The organism is Polynucleobacter sp. JS-JIR-5-A7 (genome assembly GCF_018687935.1).
Lineage (GTDB): Bacteria > Pseudomonadota > Gammaproteobacteria > Burkholderiales > Burkholderiaceae > Polynucleobacter.
In genome coordinates, this window is the sequence record NZ_CP061308.1 from 227,900 (window position 1) to 245,166 (window position 17,267).

Annotated in this window: 17 protein-coding genes; 15 read left to right on the plus strand and 2 right to left on the minus strand. The window is 44.7% G+C overall.

All coding sequences use genetic code 11. The features are described 5' to 3' along the window. Positions 1–20: 20 nt before the first annotated feature. The 8 genes from leuS (at position 21) to hemL (ending at position 9,172) form a co-directional block, all read left to right on the plus strand. Complete coding sequence (leuS, locus tag AOC29_RS01220) at positions 21–2,693, plus strand: leucine--tRNA ligase (protein WP_215296253.1); 2,673 nt, start codon at positions 21–23, stop codon at positions 2,691–2,693. Positions 2,694–2,725: 32 nt separating this feature from the next. Then, a complete protein-coding gene (gene lptE / locus AOC29_RS01225; protein ID WP_215296254.1) occupies positions 2,726–3,253 on the plus strand; it encodes an LPS assembly lipoprotein LptE in 528 nt (175 codons plus the stop codon). Positions 3,254–3,270: 17 nt separating this feature from the next. Then, a complete protein-coding gene (gene holA / locus AOC29_RS01230; protein ID WP_215296255.1) occupies positions 3,271–4,332 on the plus strand; it encodes a DNA polymerase III subunit delta in 1,062 nt (353 codons plus the stop codon). Positions 4,333–4,349: 17 nt separating this feature from the next. Next, a complete protein-coding gene (locus AOC29_RS01235; RefSeq protein WP_215296256.1) occupies positions 4,350–5,627 on the plus strand; it encodes a glutamate-5-semialdehyde dehydrogenase in 1,278 nt (425 codons plus the stop codon). A 21-nt stretch (positions 5,628–5,648) separates the two neighbouring features. Next, the gene (locus AOC29_RS01240; RefSeq protein ID WP_215296257.1) at positions 5,649–6,074 is read left to right on the plus strand and encodes a CopD family protein; all 426 of its coding nucleotides are present in this window, start codon (positions 5,649–5,651) and stop codon (positions 6,072–6,074) included. Positions 6,075–6,135: 61 nt separating this feature from the next. Further along, positions 6,136–7,602: a class I SAM-dependent RNA methyltransferase gene (locus tag AOC29_RS01245; RefSeq protein WP_215296258.1), complete on the plus strand. Its 1,467-nt coding sequence runs from the start codon at positions 6,136–6,138 to the stop codon at positions 7,600–7,602. 58 nt (positions 7,603–7,660) lie between these two features. After that, positions 7,661–7,831, plus strand: coding sequence for a rubredoxin (locus tag AOC29_RS01250; protein ID WP_068947854.1), 171 nt, complete (start codon positions 7,661–7,663; stop codon positions 7,829–7,831). Between the two features lie 45 nt (positions 7,832–7,876). Continuing rightward, positions 7,877–9,172, plus strand: coding sequence for a glutamate-1-semialdehyde 2,1-aminomutase (hemL, locus tag AOC29_RS01255; protein ID WP_215296259.1), 1,296 nt, complete (start codon positions 7,877–7,879; stop codon positions 9,170–9,172). Between the two features lie 14 nt (positions 9,173–9,186). Here the strand turns inward: hemL and AOC29_RS01260 are convergent, their stop codons facing one another. Beyond that, a complete protein-coding gene (locus AOC29_RS01260; protein WP_215296260.1) occupies positions 9,187–10,026 on the minus strand; it encodes a symmetrical bis(5'-nucleosyl)-tetraphosphatase in 840 nt (279 codons plus the stop codon). A gap of 38 nt (positions 10,027–10,064) precedes the next feature. After that, complete coding sequence (locus AOC29_RS01265) at positions 10,065–11,537, minus strand: deoxyribodipyrimidine photo-lyase (RefSeq protein ID WP_215296261.1); 1,473 nt, start codon at positions 11,535–11,537, stop codon at positions 10,065–10,067. Between the two features lie 72 nt (positions 11,538–11,609). Between AOC29_RS01265 and AOC29_RS01270 the strand changes: the two genes are divergently transcribed. The 7 genes from AOC29_RS01270 (at position 11,610) to AOC29_RS01300 (ending at position 17,264) form a co-directional block, all read left to right on the plus strand. After that, on the plus strand, positions 11,610–12,404 hold the full coding sequence (locus AOC29_RS01270; RefSeq protein WP_251370027.1) for a YdcF family protein: 795 nt from the start codon (positions 11,610–11,612) through the stop codon (positions 12,402–12,404). Positions 12,405–12,537: 133 nt separating this feature from the next. Beyond that, a complete protein-coding gene (locus AOC29_RS01275) occupies positions 12,538–13,077 on the plus strand; it encodes a YqgE/AlgH family protein (RefSeq protein ID WP_251370086.1) in 540 nt (179 codons plus the stop codon). A gap of 4 nt (positions 13,078–13,081) precedes the next feature. Further along, positions 13,082–13,498, plus strand: a complete 417-nt coding sequence (gene ruvX / locus AOC29_RS01280; RefSeq protein ID WP_215297261.1) for a Holliday junction resolvase RuvX — start codon at positions 13,082–13,084, stop codon at positions 13,496–13,498. Positions 13,499–13,520: 22 nt separating this feature from the next. Further along, complete coding sequence (gene pyrR, locus AOC29_RS01285) at positions 13,521–14,021, plus strand: bifunctional pyr operon transcriptional regulator/uracil phosphoribosyltransferase PyrR (protein ID WP_215296263.1); 501 nt, start codon at positions 13,521–13,523, stop codon at positions 14,019–14,021. Further along, complete coding sequence (locus AOC29_RS01290; protein ID WP_215296264.1) at positions 14,021–14,989, plus strand: aspartate carbamoyltransferase catalytic subunit; 969 nt, start codon at positions 14,021–14,023, stop codon at positions 14,987–14,989. Before pyrR ends, AOC29_RS01290 begins: the two co-directional genes overlap by 1 nt. Before the next feature lie 13 nt (positions 14,990–15,002). Then, complete coding sequence (locus AOC29_RS01295; RefSeq protein WP_251370028.1) at positions 15,003–16,355, plus strand: glycosyltransferase; 1,353 nt, start codon at positions 15,003–15,005, stop codon at positions 16,353–16,355. Between the two features lie 9 nt (positions 16,356–16,364). After that, positions 16,365–17,264 carry a DUF6492 family protein gene (locus AOC29_RS01300; protein ID WP_215296265.1) on the plus strand — a complete coding sequence of 300 codons (900 nt, stop codon included), beginning with the start codon at positions 16,365–16,367 and terminating at the stop codon, positions 17,262–17,264. The last annotated feature ends 3 nt before the right edge of the window (positions 17,265–17,267 follow it).

The following is a 17,267-nucleotide window of genomic DNA, read 5'->3' on the forward strand; positions in this document are numbered from 1 at the left end:
ACAGAAAAGAGTTGTTTTGAATGAGTAAGGACTACGACTACCGCAACATTGAAGCAGCAGCACAAGCTGACTGGGAAAGTGCGCAAGTCTATCAAGTAACAGAAAATGCTCTTGGCATAGATGGCAAGAAGAAGCCAAAGTATTACGCTTGCTCCATGTTGCCTTATCCTTCTGGCAAGTTACATATGGGTCATGTGCGCAACTACACCATTAATGATGTGATGGCACGTCAACTCCGCATGCAAGGCTATAACGTCTTGATGCCGATGGGCTGGGATGCTTTTGGTATGCCTGCAGAAAATGCAGCCATTCAGAATAAAGTGCCGCCAGCGAAGTGGACTTACGACAACATTGCCTATATGAAAAAGCAAATGGCGGCGATGGGCTTAGCAATTGATTGGTCAAGAGAAGTAGCAACTTGTAGTCCTGATTATTACCGCTGGAATCAATGGCTCTTTTTGAAGATGCTGGAAAAAGGGATTGCGTATCGCAAGACTCAAGTAGTCAACTGGGATCCGATCGATCAAACTGTTCTAGCAAACGAGCAAGTGATTGATGGTCGTGGTTGGCGTTCAGGCGCCTTAGTTGAAAAGCGCGAGATTCCAGGCTACTACTTCAATATCACTGCTTACGCAGAGCAATTGCTTACTGGCTTAGATGGTTTGGGTTGGCCTGAGCGTGTCAAAACGATGCAGCAGAATTGGATTGGTAAAAGTCGTGGCGTGCGCTTTGCTTTTAAGCATGAGGTCGCAGATGATCATGGCAACTTTATTCAGGATGGCTTGCTATACGTGTTTACTACCCGGGCTGACACCATTATGGGCGTTACTTTCTGCGCCGTGGCAGCTGAGCATCCGTTAGCCACTAAAGCTGCCGCTAATAATCCTGCCTTAGCCGCATTTATTGAGAAGTGCAAAACCGGTAGCGTGATTGAAGCTGACCTAGCTACTCAAGAAAAAGAGGGTATGTTTACCGGTTTATATGTCACGCATCCATTGACGAATGAGCCAGTGCCTGTTTGGGTAGGTAACTATGTCTTGATGTCTTATGGTGATGGCGCCGTGATGGGTGTCCCAGCACATGATGAGCGTGATTTTGCTTTTGCCCTCAAATATGACTTGCCAATCAAACAAGTGATCGCCCTCAAAGGGGAATCACCTATGTTTAATGCAACGCGTTGGGAAGATTGGTATGCCCAAAAAGAAGATGTGATTTGCTTTAACAGCGACAAATATGATGGACTCTCACATGAAGAAGCAGTCAGTGCTGTTGCCAAAGATTTAGAGAAGATGGGTATTGGAGAGATCAAGACTGCTTATCGATTGCGTGATTGGGGTATTTCACGTCAGCGTTATTGGGGCACCCCCATTCCGATTATTCATTGTGGCGATGAGAGTCACCCTGGTTGTGGTGCAGTACCTGTTCCAGAGGCTGATTTGCCAGTGGTTTTGCCAGAAGATTGTGTGCCTGATGGCAGTGGTAATCCTTTAAATAAGCGTGCAGACTTTTTGAATGTGAAATGTCCCAAGTGTGGCAAGCCTGCAAGACGTGAGACTGACACGATGGATACCTTTGTGGATTCGTCTTGGTATTTCATGCGCTATACCGGTCCTGATGCGAAGACCATGGTGGATGAGCGCAATGAGTACTGGATGCCAATGGATCAATACATTGGCGGCATCGAGCATGCGATCCTGCATTTACTGTATGCACGCTTTTGGACCAAGGTCATGCGTGATCTGAACTTGATCACTTTTGATGAGCCTTTCCAAAATCTGTTGACGCAAGGCATGGTACTCAATGAGACCTATTACTCAGAAGAGGCTTCTGGTAAAAAGACTTGGCTTAATCCCTTGGACGTAGAGTTAGAGCTCGATGAAAAAGGTCGTCCTCAAGGCGCGAAGCTAAAGGGCGATACCTCAGGCACACCGGTCATGATTGGTGGCGTTGAGAAGATGTCTAAGAGCAAGAACAATGGCGTTGATCCGCAGGCTTTGATTGATCAATACGGTGCAGATACTGCACGCTTGTTTGTGATGTTTGCGGCACCACCAGAGCAACAGTTGGAGTGGTCGGGTGCTGGGGTTGAGGGCGCTTCCCGTTTCTTACGACGTGTTTGGATGTATTCAAGTAGTCAAGCTAATGGGATTCGTGATGCGCAGGACGCTTTGCCGAGCAATCTTAATGATGCTGAGAAAGAATTACGTCGCGAAGTCCATTCGATTTTGAAGCAGGCGAATTTTGACTACCAGCGTCGCCAGTACAACACAGTGGTATCTGCCGCCATGAAGATGCTCAATGTGCTTGAACCCATTAAATTGGATCAAGCTGCCACTATTAGTGCACCGGTTTTACGGGAGTGCCTTAGCATCTTATTGCGAGTGCTTTACCCAGTGGTGCCACATTTAACGCATGTACTTTGGAAAGATATGGCTTATGCCAAGACCTTTGGCCCTCTTTTGGATGCCCCATGGCCTGCTGTAGATGAATCTGCTCTGGTTCAAAGTGAGATTATTTTGATGCTCCAAATTAATGGTAAGTTGCGAGGTGATATCAGGGTGCCAGCAGAGGCCACCAAAGAGCAAATTGAATCTTTGGCTTTGCAAACTGATTCAGCGGTTAAAGCGCTGAACGGCGGAGCCCCTAAAAAGGTAATCGTCGTGCCTGGCCGTTTAGTAAATATCGTTGCATAGCTGTATAGAGGCTAATGAGAGAAACTAAGGATATGAGCACAAATCGACTGCGACGTGCAATGCTTGGATTAATCGTCAGTGCGCCAATCGGTGGCTTGCTGGCTTGTGGCTATCGCTTACGCGGCATGGTGGACTTACCATTTCAGGTAATTGCCATTACTGGCAATCCATCACCACCCTTACGTGCCGATATTCAAACCTCTATTTTGACGGGTACAGACGTCAAGGTTGCGATTAATCCAAAAGATGCCGACTTAATTTTAGAGATTACGAACGACATTAGTGGTCGCGAGATATTGGCTTATAACTCTGCTGGTCAAGTTTCTGCATATCGCTTAAATATTCGCGTAGGTTTTAGAGCTTACGATCTTGCTGGCGCAGAGATTATTCCTGATAGCGAAATCTATATGACGCGTGATATGGACTTCTCAAATACGACTGTGTTGGCGACCGATGTTCAACAGCAACAATTCTTATCCTTGATGCGTAAAGACTTGGCAGTGCAGATCTTGCGCCGCGTCTCTGCTGCCGCTAAAGCCCCACGCAGTAGAACTTTCTAAGGGTATGTAAAGCTCGCATGGTCAAAGTTGACGCCTTGCAAGTGCACCTTAAATCCTTAGGATCAGGGGGTGCGATGCTCCCCCTCTATGTCTTTAGCGGGGATGAGCCCCTCCTGATGATGGAGGCAATGGATCAATTACGTCTTACCGCCAAGAAATTGGGTTTTACTGAGCGCGAGGTGATGTTACAAGAGCGCGGGTTTGATTGGAGTGCACTCATGAGCGCCGGTCAAACGATGTCTTTGTTTGGAGATAAGCGTTGGGTGGAGCTCCGCATTCCTACTGGTAAGCCGGGGCGTGATGGTGCTGATGCTTTAAAACAATTTGCCGCTCAAATAGAGTCACAGCCAAGCTCTCCAGATGGCCCGGACACAGTGGTATGCATTGTCTTGCCTAGATTAGATGGCAAGACGAAGACTTCGGCTTGGTTTAGCGCTTTAGATGATGCTGGTATGGCTATTCAGATTGACTCTTTAGATCGCAGTCACTTACCAAGATGGATTGCAGGTCGACTGAGGATGCAAAATCAAGAAGTGGAGAGCGGTACTGAGGGTCAACGTGCTCTGGAGTTTATTGCCGACCAGGTTGAGGGTAACCTCATTGCCGCTCACCAAGAGATTCTGAAGCTAGGACTCCTATATCCCACAGGCGTCTTAACTGAAGAGCAAATTCGGTCTGCCATTCTAAAAGTAGCTCGCTATAACGTTTTTGAGTTAACTGAGGCAATGCTTGCGGGTGATTTACCGAGACTAAACCGCATGTTAGATGGTCTAAAAGGCGAGGGCGAGCCCTTAGTATTGATTCTGTGGAGCGTGACCGAAGAGCTTAGGCTACTATCTAAATTGAAGGTAGCTAGTGATGCTGGAGAGTCTGTGCAACAGCTGATGCGGGCAAATCGGATCTGGGGTAACAAAGAGCGTTTATATCCAGCTGCGCTCAGAAGAGTTCAGCCGCTGAAATTGCGCAGGGCAATGCAGGTTGCTGCAGGCCTAGATCGTCAGGTTAAAGGTCTTTCTGCAGCTGAATTGCCTGCAGATCCTTGGGATGGCTTGCGTTTGGTTGGAAACTTATTACGGTAATTTAAAGAACAAAGTCAATGAGTAAAGAGATTCAAGAAATGATGCAGGACATTGGAAAGCGAGCACGCAGTGCGTCGCGTGCCATGGCTCGTGCATCGAGTGAGCAGAAGAACCAAGCTTTATTACATATTGCAAAGTTAGTTCGTCAAAAGACAAGTGAAATTCAAAAAGTAAATCAGATTGATGTTGAGCGTTCTCAGAAAAATGATCAAGATACTGCTTTTATCGATCGCTTAACAATGACTCCTAGGACCATCGAGACAATGGCTTTAGGTTTAGAGCAAATTGTTTCCTTAGAAGACCCAATCGGAAAAATGACTGCCTTGAAAAGGCAGGCCTCTGGTATCGAGCTTGCTCAGATGCGCGTACCACTTGGTGTCATTGGCATCATTTATGAGTCACGTCCCAATGTGACGATTGACGCGGCAGCACTGTGCTTAAAGTCTGGCAATGCAGTGATATTGCGTGGAGGATCTGAGGCAATTGATTCCAACACAGTGTTGGCCCAAATCATTCAAGAAGGTCTTGCTGCTGCGGGCCTGCCTAAAGATGCTGTCCAAGTGGTTACGACCACGGATCGGAGCGCTGTCGGTGAAATGATCACGATGACCCAATATATTGATGTCATTGTTCCTCGTGGTGGCAAGAGTCTGATTGCTCGGCTGATGGCAGAAGCACGTGTCCCAATGATTAAGCACTTGGATGGTATTTGTCATACCTATATTGATGCTGATGCTGATCTCGCGATGGCAGTCAGAGTTTGCGATAACGCCAAGACACAGCGCTATGCACCTTGCAATGCGATGGAGACGCTTTTAGTAAATAAGGCTATTGCCCCCAAGGTCTTGCCTGAGCTTTGCAAAATTTATCAAGATAAAGGTGTTGAGTTGCGCGTGGATACTTTGACGCGCTCAACTCTAGAGGCTAGTGGCTTTAAAAACTTAGTGGATGCTACAGAAGAAGATTGGCACACAGAGTATCTCGCTCCTATTTTGTCGATTAAGACTGTGGCCGATATCGATGAGGCCATGAATCATATCGAGCGGTATGGCAGTAAGCATACTGATGCGATCATCACGAATAACAAGGCGCAAGCCGATCGTTTTTTGCGTGAAGTCGATAGCGCTAGCGTGATGATCAATACTAGCACCCGTTTTGCGGATGGTTTTGAGTATGGCTTAGGCGCTGAAATTGGTATTTCGAATGACAAACTCCATGCCCGGGGTCCTGTTGGCTTAGATGGTTTGACCTCTCTTAAATATGTCGTCATAGGTCATGGCGAAATTCGTACTTAACTTCATCGCATCTAATACACCATGACGAATGCTTACCTCTGGATAAAAACCTTACACATTGTGTTGATCACTTCATGGTTTGCAGGCTTGTTTTATCTCCCGAGAATTTATGTGAACCTGGCTGATGAGAAAAATCCCGAGACTTATGCGCGTCTCTTGGGAATGGCTAATCGCCTCTTTCGCTTTATGACCATATTGGCAGTGCCAGCGGTATTGCTAGGCTTAACACTTTGGCTTGTTTTTGAAGTTGGTGCTGGCGATATATGGATGCACGCTAAATTATTTTTTGTAATCTTGGTGATCGGTTATCACCATGTCTGCCTTAGCTTATTAAAGAAGTTCCGTGCTGGTCTAAATACCAAGTCTGGCGTGTGGTATCGCTGGTTTAATGAAGTCCCTGTCATCTTGCTATTAGTAATTGTGGCTTTAGTCATTTTTAAACCATAAGCTCAAAAACTATCCTAAATTTCTTTTTCTACTCTTTTTTCTATTTAAGACTGTTAGCCCCATGAGATTTTTTGTTGTTTGCCCAGGCGGTTTAGAAGTACCGCTTGCACAGGAGCTTTCAGCAATTTCCCAGCGCCCAGATTCCAAAGCATTGGGTGCATGGGTGATTGATCCAACACCGACCAGTCCTACTGGCGGGATTGGTCTTGCGGGTCCGCTTTCTGCAGCAATGGCATTGAATCTTCATTCCAGAATTGCTAGCCGAGTTTTACTGCAGATGGCGCAAGCGCCCTATCGACAAGAAGATGACTTGTATAAGTTAGCCAGTGGTTTGGCTTGGGAAGATTGGTTTACCAGTAAGCAAACTTTACGGGTAGATGTAACAGCGCATCGTTCGCCATTAAAGAGTTTAAATTTTGCGACCCTCAAAATTAAAGATGCGATTGTGGATCGTTTGCGTGATGTTACAGGTGACCGACCAAGTATTGATACGGCCTTTCCAGATATTCGGGTGCAGGCACATTTAACGGCAACTCAAGTCACCATTTATTTAGACACCTCTGGTGAGGCACTTTTTAAACGAGGTTGGCGAGATGAAAAGGGCGATGCTCCTTTAAAAGAAAATCTGGCCGCAGGGATCTTGTCTATTACAGGCTGGAAGCCTGGGCAGACTTTATTTGATCCGATGTGCGGTAGTGGCACCTTCTTGATTGAGGCAGCACAAATAGCCTTGGCTATCCCGCCTGGCGGGATTCGTGCGGGTATGTATGGTGACGATGTCAAGGCTAGCAGGCTGGCGTATCGTCCATTGGTCACCTCAGCACATGGTTTTGGTTTTCAGAGGTTAAAGCCGTTTAACGAAGCAGTTGAACAAAAGTGTTGGCTTACTCTAAAAGACTCATCTCTAAACGAGATATTGGAGAGGCGTAAGCAACACCCTCATGCTGAATCTCTTGGTATTAGTGGTGGCGATATTAATGAGAAGTTAGTTTCTATGTTTCGGGGAAATTGGCAAAGAGCTCAGTTACCAGATCAACCCGTTGTCCGTCAAATCGATGCGATGGCAAGTAAGCCACCAACCAATACCAAAGGAGGCGTCATGCTATTGAACCCTCCTTATGGAGAGCGTTTGGTTATCAAAGGGGGCAGAGGTCAGGAAAAAGATGGGCGTGATGCTAGTTATGAAACTGCAGAACCTGAAAATCGTTTTGAACTCAATCTAGAAACGGGGCGTCAGAGTGCTAAACGCTCAAGCCGTGAGTCTCTCAAGAAACTTCAGGCTCAGGAGGAACAAGACCCCAAGTTTGTGGAGTTTTTACGGCAGTTTGGGCAGTACCTTAAGGATACGTTTGGCGGCTGGAATGTCTTTGTATTGACGGCGGATATGGCTTTGCCTGGGCAGTTGCGCATTAAAGAGTCAAAACGAACACCTTTATTTAATGGTCCTCTAGAATGTCGTTTATTCAAGTTTGAGATGCATGCAAAGCGTCCAGCGACTAAAAATGTAGACGATGATTTAGAAGATTGATGCGCTTTAAAATAGAAGCTATTCCTTTAAATGCGTGATTACTGCGGAGACTAGGTAAATGGAATTTAAAACGTATATGTGCCTGATTTGTGGATGGGTCTATGACGAGGCTGCTGGTTTGCCTGATGAGGGTATTGCGCCGGGAACACTCTGGAAAGATGTGCCAATGAATTGGACTTGTCCAGAGTGTGGAGCGCGCAAAGACGATTTTGAAATGATGGCAATTTAATTGGCTGATAACAGCTAAAAATAGATAAAAGCGATTGAGATAAACATGAGTCAAAACGACGTTTTATTTGAACGGGCACAGAAGATAATTCCAGGTGGAGTGAACTCACCAGTTCGGGCATTTCGTCAAGTTGGGGGTACCCCTCGTTTTGTAACTAAAGCCAAAGGCCCCTATTTTTGGGATGCTGACAATAAGCGTTATATCGATTTAATTATGTCCTGGGGCCCCATGATTGTTGGTCATGCGAATCCAGAAGTGGTTGAGGCTGTTCAAAAAGCTGCTGAAACGAGTTTTAGTTACGGCGCCCCAACCGAAGGTGAGATTGAGCTAGCAGAGCTTATTTGTGCTGTGATGCCTAGCGTTGAGCAAGTGCGTATGGTCTCTAGCGGTACAGAAGCAACGATGAGCGCTTTACGTCTAGCTCGTGGCTACACAGGTCGTGATCTCATCATTAAGTTTGAAGGTTGCTATCACGGACATGCGGATAGTTTGTTAGTGAAGGCGGGTTCGGGATTACTGACTTTTGCGGACTCAACCCAGAATGCGCCATCTTCTGGTGGTGTACCTCAAGATTTAGTCAAGCACACATTGGTTTTGCCATACAACGATGTTGAGGCCATCGAAGCAGTATTTAAAAAGCAGGGCGATCAAATTGCTGCAGTCATCATCGAGCCGATTGCTGGCAATATGAATTTGATTCAGCCTTCAAAAGCATTTTTGACTGCGATTCGGAATCTCACGAGCAAGCATGGTGGCGTTTTAATTTATGACGAAGTCATGACCGGCTTTAGAGTGGCTCTTGGAGGTGCTCAGTCACTACAAGGTATTGTTCCCGACTTAACTTGTCTTGGAAAAGTCATGGGTGGTGGTATGCCAATGGCAGCCTTTGGCGGCAAAAAAGAAATCATGTCTAAGTTAGCCCCTTTGGGAAGTGTGTACCAGGCTGGCACTTTGTCTGGTAATCCAGTTGCTGTGGCCGCTGGCTTAAAGACTCTGGAGATTATTTCAAGAGAAGGTTTCTATGAGTGCCTGACTGGTCAAACTCAAAAACTCATGGCTGGTTTAAAGCATGCTGCAGATAAAGCGAATATTCCATTTGCGGTCGATAGCATTGGCGGCATGTTTGGCTTCTATTTTGCCAACGCCGTCCCAACCTCATATGAGGCTGTCACAAAAACTGATATTGAAGCTTTTAAGAAGTTTTTTCACTTGATGTTAGATGCAGGTGTTTATCTAGCGCCATCAGCATACGAGGCAGGCTTCACATCGATCGCACATGACAATGAAGTACTGAATGTGATTATTACTGCTGCTGAAAAATCATTCCAAAAACTGAAATAGAGCAGTTTCTTTAATTACATTCGCAAGGGATGGTCATAGCCATCCACTTGAATAATCTCAGACTTCTTCATATCTTTATTGTTGTCTGAGATTTGCATGGCGGTGAGTTTTCCTCCCCACACGCAGCCAGTATCTAGTCCTACAACGTTGTGCTGACGCAGTAAGCCCAGAGTGGACCAATGGCCAAAGTAAATCAAGGTATCTCGGGTTTTTCTCATGGGAACTTTGAACCAGGGGATATAGCCTTTTGGACCATTCTCTAGACCTTCTTTGCTTTCAAACTCCATTTGTCCGCCTGGGGTACAAAAGCGCATTCTGGTCAATGCATTGGTAATGACACGTAAGCGCTCGTAGCCTTTTAGGGAGTTACTCCATTTATTGGGCGTATTGCCATACATATTTCCTAGAAATTCTTTATAGGATTTGCTACGTAAAGCCTTCTCCACTTCTTGCGCACATTCGATCGCTTGCTGTAAATCCCATTGTGGGAGAACACCAGCATGCACGGCCAGTAGTTTTCCATTGCTGAGCGCCATAGGGCGCTTGCGTACCCAATTAATGAGCTCTCTGCGGTCTGGTGCTTTGAGAATTGCTTCCACTGTATCAAGGCTTTTGGTTTTGCGAATTCCAGCATCAATTGCCAGAAGGTGAAGATCGTGATTGCCCAAAATGCATTCAGCCCGACCGGATTCTTGAAGGGCCTTAAGTTGACGTAACGCACCCAGCGAGTTTGGACCGCGATTAACTAAATCACCCAAAAAAATCATTTTCGATTGTTTAGGAAGCTTCTTAACGAGGGCTTTGAGTGATGGCGCACATCCTTGAATGTCACCAACAGCATAGATCTTGCTCATGCCCTATCTTAAAGTGGATTGATAGGTTATTAGTGGACCTAGCTGACTTTTTTAACAACGCTATAACGCACTAAGGTCTTCTTGCGTGCCTCGTCGTGATCAACTACAGGTAGCGGATAGTCTCGTCCCAGTGCGATGCCTGCAGCCTCAAGCTCAATATGACCTGCTTTCCATGGGGCATGAATCGATTTCTTAGAAAGTTTTTCCAATTGCGGCAAGTAACGGCGTATAAATTTTCCTTCTGGATCAAACTTTTCTGATTGAGTAATGGGGTTAAAGATCCGGAAGTAGGGTTGGGCATCGCAACCTGAAGAAGACGCCCATTGCCAGCCGCCATTATTGGATGAGAGCTCAAAGTCATTGAGATGTTCTGCAAAATAGGCTTCACCCCAACGCCAATCAATTCCTAAGTCTTTCGTCAAAAAGCTCGCCACTACCATGCGCAGGCGATTGTGCATATAACCACTTTGATTGAGTTGATGCATTGCTGCATCAACTAATGGGTAGCCAGTTTTACCTTCGCACCAGGCCTTAAATAATTTTTTAGCATGAGCACCTTCTTCCCAAGCAATATTGTCATAGTCTGGTTTGAATGAAGCACCATCAGCCAGACGTGGGTGATTGGCCAGAATCATGAAATAAAAATCTCTCCAAATGAGCTCACTCAGCCAAATGGTAGCACCCATGCTGCCTGCCAGCATTCTGCGATGGGCCTCGCGTACTAGGCCCCGAATCGAGAGCATGCCAAAGCGTAAATGGGTAGAGAGGTAGCTCACGCCCTTGATGGCTGGAAAATCTCTCCCCATTTGGTACTGATCAATTCGCGAGAGAAAGTCTTCCAAGAATGCCTGTCCGCCTTCAGATCCGGGTGGAAGATAAGCTTCAATGCCGGTAGGGCAAAAGCCCATAGATTCTAGCGAGGGGAATGGCAAGTCTAATTTTTTAGGAATAGCAGCAATTTGCCCTGGCTTAGGGCTACATTCATAAGAGGCAAGATCTTTTTGTTGAAGCGTTTTTAGCCAATTGTTTTTATAGGGTGTAAAGATAGAAAAAACAGTATTTGAATTAGTGAGAATTTCTTTTTTCTCAAAAATGACTTGGTCCTTAAAGCTGGAAAACTGAATATTTATTTTTTGTAACGAAGTCTTAATAATTTCATCTCGAGCGATGGCAGAGGGCTCATAGTCATGATTAGTCAATATAGCTTCAACCCCTAAGTCTTGAGCAATTTCAGGGATACATTCAGTTGGCTTTCCGAAGCGAACGATAAGACCGCCACCTTGTTTTTTAAGCTCTTCATCTATCTGTTTTAAGCCTTGCCAGATGAAATCGACTCGACGGTCATGTTTCAAGCCTCTAGCATCGAGTTCACCTTGAATCAGAGGTCTGAGAATATCTGTATCAAAGATAAAAGTCAGCCAGACTTGCTTACTTTCTTTTAAGGCGTGATGAAGCGCCGCATTGTCGTATAAGCGGAGGTCACGTCGGAGCCAAACAAGAGCTTTTTGCATAGCTCCTATATTAGGGGTAATTGGAACAATTTGTTGAGGGGGCTTTAGTTAAAAGGGTTAAGATCTTGATTAATGATGGATTCGATCTTTTTTATTCTTTCGAAGGTGGTGCAGCTCTGCATAGAGCCACTGAATTGGGTCATCACTTTTGTTTTTCTGAGCTTACTATTTCTAGCCCTCAGAAAGCTCGACTTGTGTAAACGCTTCTTGATACTGGCTTTACTGGATCTCCTGATAGTGGGGTGGCTACCGACCTCTGAGTTAGGCTTAAGGAGTCTTGAGGATGCCGTTCCTAAAACGTCTTTAGTAAATCTTGCGGGAAATGATATTGGCGGGATCATCATTTTAGGTGGTGCGATTGAGGGTGGAGAAATCGCACTTGATCGCGGAGAAGTATCTATTGGCTCTGCTGCAGAACGTGTCACCAAAGCTTTTGAGCTCATTCGAAAGTATCCAGACCTACCTTTTATTTTCAGCGGTTACTCAGGTCGCATTAATCCAAGAGGGCCTTCTGAAGCTGAGGCATTCAAGCAATTGGTTACCGAGCAGGGATTGAGTGAAAAGATGGCGCACTACGAAAATCAGTCGCGAAATACCTATGAGAATGTTCTTTATATGAAGCCCATGATTGAAGAATTCGGCCTAAAGAATGCGGCTGGAGCCTCAAAGCCTTGGCTACTGATTACCTCTGCTAGTCATATGTATCGATCGGTCAAGATATTTGAAAAACAAGGTATTGATGTCTTGCCTTTACCAGTGGATTACCAGACAACAAATAGCATTCCATGGACATCATTTAATCTTGGTGTAGGCGCTGATAATTGGAATAACTTGCTGCATGAGCTAGTTGGTATATTTGCCTACTGAATTACCGGAAAAATCTAGATATTCGGTAAAATAAGTCTATATGTCTAAGGCCAAAAAAGCCCCCCGTGATTTAGACCCAGGGTCTTTGATTTCCTATTCTGCCGATCATTTAGCCAATCAGTTTCTCATCTCTATGCCGGGCATGGTAGACCCTAACTTTGCAAACTCTGTCATCTATTTATTTGAGCATAACGAACGAGGTGCGATGGGTTTGGTAGTGAACAAGCCCACTGAAGTTGATTTGGCAACTTTGTTTGACAAGATTGAACTTAAACTTGAAATCGCACCCTTGCTGGAGCAGCCTGTTTATTTCGGTGGCCCTGTTCAGGTAGAGCGTGGATTCGTTCTCCATGAGTCCAACCCTCATCTTGCTTATAGCTCCTCCTTAATTATTCCGGGTGGACTTACGATGACCACATCCAAAGATGTACTTGAGGCAGTAGCCATTGGCAATGGCCCTAGAAAATTTTTGATGACCTTAGGCTATGCAGGTTGGGGTGCTGGTCAGCTAGAAGAAGAGATTATCTTGAATGGTTGGATGAACGTTCCTTTGTCACGTGAACAAATGATAGAAATTATTTTCAATACACCATCGACTCAGCGCTATGAAAAAACCATGAGTCATCTCGGATTTGATTTGGCATCTCTTTCCGGTGAAGCGGGGCATGCCTAATATGATCAACGCTTCACTCACTGAGCCAATTACAGTAATAGCCTTTGATTATGGAACACGTAGAGTTGGTGTCGCAGTCGGAAATTCAGTAACGCAAGCGGGGCAAGCCTTAAAGATAATTGCTGCGCCTAATATTGATGCCCTCTTTCAAGAAATCCAGGAGCTTATAAAGGAGTGGCAACCTCAGCAGCTGGTAGTCGGACGCCCAGTGCATCCTGATGGGGCTGAGCACGAAATGACTGCTAAAGCGACCCGTTTTGGTAATCAATTGCACGGAAGACTCAATTTACCCGTTGCTTGGGTTGATGAGCGTTATACATCCGCTATTTTGGAGGATGACTCCAAGATGCGGGACAATCTAGATGCGCACTCTGCTGCTTTGATTTTGGAGCAGTATTTTGCGGAACGACCGCTGGCTTAAATTAAGAAGTGCTGGAAAACGAATGAACGCTGAACTGTTATACGGGAAATTACTCGAAGAGCTTCACAAAAGGTTGCAGCAAGGCTCTTTTGAACTTGCTGGCTTAGTAATTGGTGGTGCCTGGATTGCAGAACGCTTAGCCAAAGATTTAGGCTTGCCTCACTATGGCGTAATTAATGTCGCATTTCATCGCGATGACTATGCTGAGAAAGGAATGACTGCCTTGAAGACTGCTAGCACCATGACGACTCATTTACCTTTTGATGTGAATGGTGCCAATATTATTTTGATTGATGATGTATTACTGACCGGTAGGACAGTACGCGCAGCATTAAATGAGTTGTTTGACTTTGGTCGTCCTGCACAAGTGGAGTTAATGGTGCTGGCGGATCGGGGTAATCGTGAGCTTCCGGTTTGCGCAAACTTTGTAAGTGAACAAGTCCACATCTCCGAAAAGCAAATCTTAGTTTTAGAAAAAGATACTGCTGGTAAATTTAACTTTCAGCTTGAGGAGCATGAATAATGGGCTCGGAGAGTAGCTTAGTAAATCAATTTAATTCCGCTGGAGAGCTCACCCACCTCTTAACCTTAGAGGGTTTGCCAAAAGAGCAGATCCTTCATATACTCGAAATTGCTCAGCAGTTTGTGAGCATTACTAATCCATCAAGAGAGGTAAAAAAGGTTCCTCTATTGCGAGGTAAGAGTGTCTTTAACCTCTTCTTTGAAAATTCTACACGCACTAGAACGACTTTTGAGATTGCCGCTAAGCGTTTGTCAGCTGATGTGATTAACTTGGATATCTCTACCTCTTCTACTGCGAAGGGTGAGAGCCTTCTCGATACGATTGATAACTTAGTTGCAATGCAGGCAGATATATTTGTAGTGCGCCACAGTGTTTCAAAAGCGCCAATTGAAATTGCTAAACATGTACCAGCACATGTACATGTGGTAAATGCCGGAGATGGAAGTCATCAGCATCCAACTCAAGGCTTGTTAGATATGTATACGATGCGTCACTTCAAGCAGAATTTCAAAGGCTTAAAGGTGGCTATTGTTGGTGATATTGTGCATAGTCGTGTTGCTAAATCAAATATTCATGCGCTAACAACCCTAGGGTGTGAAGATATTCGGGCCATTGGCCCAGAAAGCTTGTTACCAAGCGATCTCAATATGTTGGGCGTGAAGGTCTTTCATAGCATGGAAGAGGGCTTAAAAGATGTTGATGTAGTCATGACTTTGCGCATTCAAAAGGAGCGCATGGAAGCTGGTCAAGTTCCAGAGGGCGATGCTTTCTTTAAGCAGTATGGCTTAACGCCCGCACGTTTAGCGCTTGCGAAATCAGATGCAATCGTCATGCACCCAGGCCCGATGAATCGTGGTGTTGAGATTGATTCTGCTGTAGCTGATGGACCTCAGTCAGTCATCTTGAACCAGGTTACTTTTGGTATTGCAGTCCGTATGGCTGTGATGTCCATTGTTGCTGGCAATTAAGTAGGCTGAGCTAGTGAGCGCTCAACCTCCTGTTGTGGGATCAAAAAAGCGTTGGTTGATTTTGTCTCATGGCTTCAATATGGATGGTCGCGCATCCAGTCAAACTATTACAGACAAAATTCCTTATTTTTTGGAAGCGGGTATCGAGCCTATTATTTTTAGTGCAATCACTGGAATGAAGGATCAGCGTTTTCCTCATCATCAATATTTAGCTTGGGGCCCAGCCGCATTCCGATTCGACTTCCGACACTGGATTGCCAATCAATATGGTCGCGGCTTTATTTATAAACTACTTACCAGAACAGTTTCTATCTTATTGGCCCCATTGATCGGTCTAGAAAAGTTAGTACTGGGGTACTCAAGTCAGTGGTCATGGGCTATGCCAGCATTTATTCATGGCTTGAAATTATTTCGTGCGGGCAAAATAGATTTGATTTATTCAACCGGTGGTGCATGGTCAGCTCATCTTGCTGGACTGTGGTTAAAGAAGGTAACAGGATTGCCACTGATAGTGGAAGTGCATGATCCGTTGGTAATTCGAAAGAGCCCGAATGATCAAGGTTTTAGTAAGCCGGAAAATAGAGATGCACAATTTCGCCAGCAACTTGAAATGAGAATTTGTAAAACCGCAGATTTGGTTTGGTGGTTTACTGATGGCGCATTGCACTATGTAAAAGTACGCAACTCTAATTTAAATACAGCAAATAATGCACATGGGTTTATGCTTTTGCCCGGGGCAGAGCCTCCTGGCGGGCTTACTGCCATAAAGCCCCACAGCTATTCAGGCAACCTCAATTTATGCCACTTTGGTTCATTGGCAAATGATCGCTCCTTATCCATCATATTGCAGGCATTAGTTCCGCTAATAACCAAATATCCTGAAGCAAAAGATCTCATTCGTGTTCATGCTTATGGTGCTCCTTTAGACTCCCTAACGATTGATGCCGTAAAGACTCTGGGATTTGAAAAGATTTTGCAAGCATATGGCCGCTTAGAAAAAGATCCGGTTACCGGAAAATCTGGACGTGAGCGAGTCATTGAAAAAATGCAGTCTGCTGATGTGTTGATTTTGCTTCATGGTAATGATGAGTGGTGTGCCGAGTACATTCCCTCAAAATTCTATGAGTATCTTTGGACTGGACGTCCCATTTGGGGAATAACCCATCGAAATACACAGTTAGATGAAATGTTAGAAGATCGAGGTGCCTACCTAAGTCATGAGGGGGATAAGGTAGGTATTGCGATGGCGCTCGAGAGAATCTGGTTTGATTGGAATGCTAAAGAGCTGATACAGCCTAAATGGGCACCAATCGGCGTGGACCAAGCAGCGTATAAAATACTGTCTGAAATACAAGAAAACATCTAGGAACATTTCTTGAAAGATATAGTCCTCTATTGCAAAACTTACAGCCGAGATTTTCTTCGGCTAAAGCGCTTGCTAAAGTCGATTGATCAATTTAATCAAGACAAAATTCCTTTTTATATATCTACTCCCCAAGATCAACGCGCAGAATTAACAGCGATTCTTGGTGATGTGAATTATCAATGGGTATCAGATGAATCAATCATAGCTGCAAATCCAAAAGCCCCCCAAGGAATTGAAAAGACCAGATCTGGCGGCCTCTCTCAACAGGCAATCAAATCAGAGTTTTGGAGATTGGGTATCTCTGAGAATTATGTTTGCCTAGACTCTGATTGTGTTTTCATAAAATCATTTGGTCGATCAGACTTTTTGGCATCTGATACGAATCCTTACACCGTTATATATCAGAATAAAGAATTTTTCCAGCTAGCGGCTAATCGAAATTATGCGAAGGTAGCAAATAATTTGCGTTTAGAGGGAGATAATGTAAAGGCCTTGTTTGGTAGAGTGGGCCCTAATTACTATTGCCCATGCCCACCCTTTATTTGGTCTGCGAAGGTTTGGAGATCTCTTGATGAGAATTATTTAACGCCACGTAATTTGGGTTTTTGGGATATCTCCACCGAGAGTCATCCCGAAACACTCTTATATCTAGAGGCCCTACTGAATTATCGAGCTATTCCACTTTATCCGATTGAGCAATTATTTAGAATTTATTACTACGATTGGCAATTTTATTTACTACGTAGACAAGGTGAAGTCCAGAAAAAGTTGGCAAACAATTATTTAGGAGTGATCTATCAATCAAATTGGGAGTCTGGTCTTGATTACGGTTCACCCAAGAAATCTTTTCTTTCTAGAGCAAATAAGAGGATAAAAAGTTTTTTACGCTATCTTCAAAGTTATATTTAAGCA

What these genes read in the sequence shown, in the direction of transcription:
- leuS (WP_215296253.1), top strand. Translation starts at nt 21, where the DNA reads ATGAGTAAGGACTACGACTACCGCAACATTGAAGCAGCAGCACAAGCT.
- lptE (WP_215296254.1), top strand. Translation starts at nt 2,726, where the DNA reads ATGAGCACAAATCGACTGCGACGTGCAATGCTTGGATTAATCGTCAGT.
- holA (WP_215296255.1), top strand. Translation starts at nt 3,271, where the DNA reads ATGGTCAAAGTTGACGCCTTGCAAGTGCACCTTAAATCCTTAGGATCA.
- AOC29_RS01235 (WP_215296256.1), top strand. Translation starts at nt 4,350, where the DNA reads ATGAGTAAAGAGATTCAAGAAATGATGCAGGACATTGGAAAGCGAGCA.
- AOC29_RS01240 (WP_215296257.1), top strand. Translation starts at nt 5,649, where the DNA reads ATGACGAATGCTTACCTCTGGATAAAAACCTTACACATTGTGTTGATC.
- AOC29_RS01245 (WP_215296258.1), top strand. Translation starts at nt 6,136, where the DNA reads ATGAGATTTTTTGTTGTTTGCCCAGGCGGTTTAGAAGTACCGCTTGCA.
- AOC29_RS01250 (WP_068947854.1), top strand. Translation starts at nt 7,661, where the DNA reads ATGGAATTTAAAACGTATATGTGCCTGATTTGTGGATGGGTCTATGAC.
- hemL (WP_215296259.1), top strand. Translation starts at nt 7,877, where the DNA reads ATGAGTCAAAACGACGTTTTATTTGAACGGGCACAGAAGATAATTCCA.
- AOC29_RS01260 (WP_215296260.1), bottom strand. Translation starts at nt 10,026, where the DNA reads ATGAGCAAGATCTATGCTGTTGGTGACATTCAAGGATGTGCGCCATCA.
- AOC29_RS01265 (WP_215296261.1), bottom strand. Translation starts at nt 11,537, where the DNA reads ATGCAAAAAGCTCTTGTTTGGCTCCGACGTGACCTCCGCTTATACGAC.
- AOC29_RS01270 (WP_251370027.1), top strand. Translation starts at nt 11,610, where the DNA reads ATGATGGATTCGATCTTTTTTATTCTTTCGAAGGTGGTGCAGCTCTGC.
- AOC29_RS01275 (WP_251370086.1), top strand. Translation starts at nt 12,538, where the DNA reads ATGCCGGGCATGGTAGACCCTAACTTTGCAAACTCTGTCATCTATTTA.
- pyrR (WP_215296263.1), top strand. Translation starts at nt 13,521, where the DNA reads ATGAACGCTGAACTGTTATACGGGAAATTACTCGAAGAGCTTCACAAA.
- AOC29_RS01290 (WP_215296264.1), top strand. Translation starts at nt 14,021, where the DNA reads ATGGGCTCGGAGAGTAGCTTAGTAAATCAATTTAATTCCGCTGGAGAG.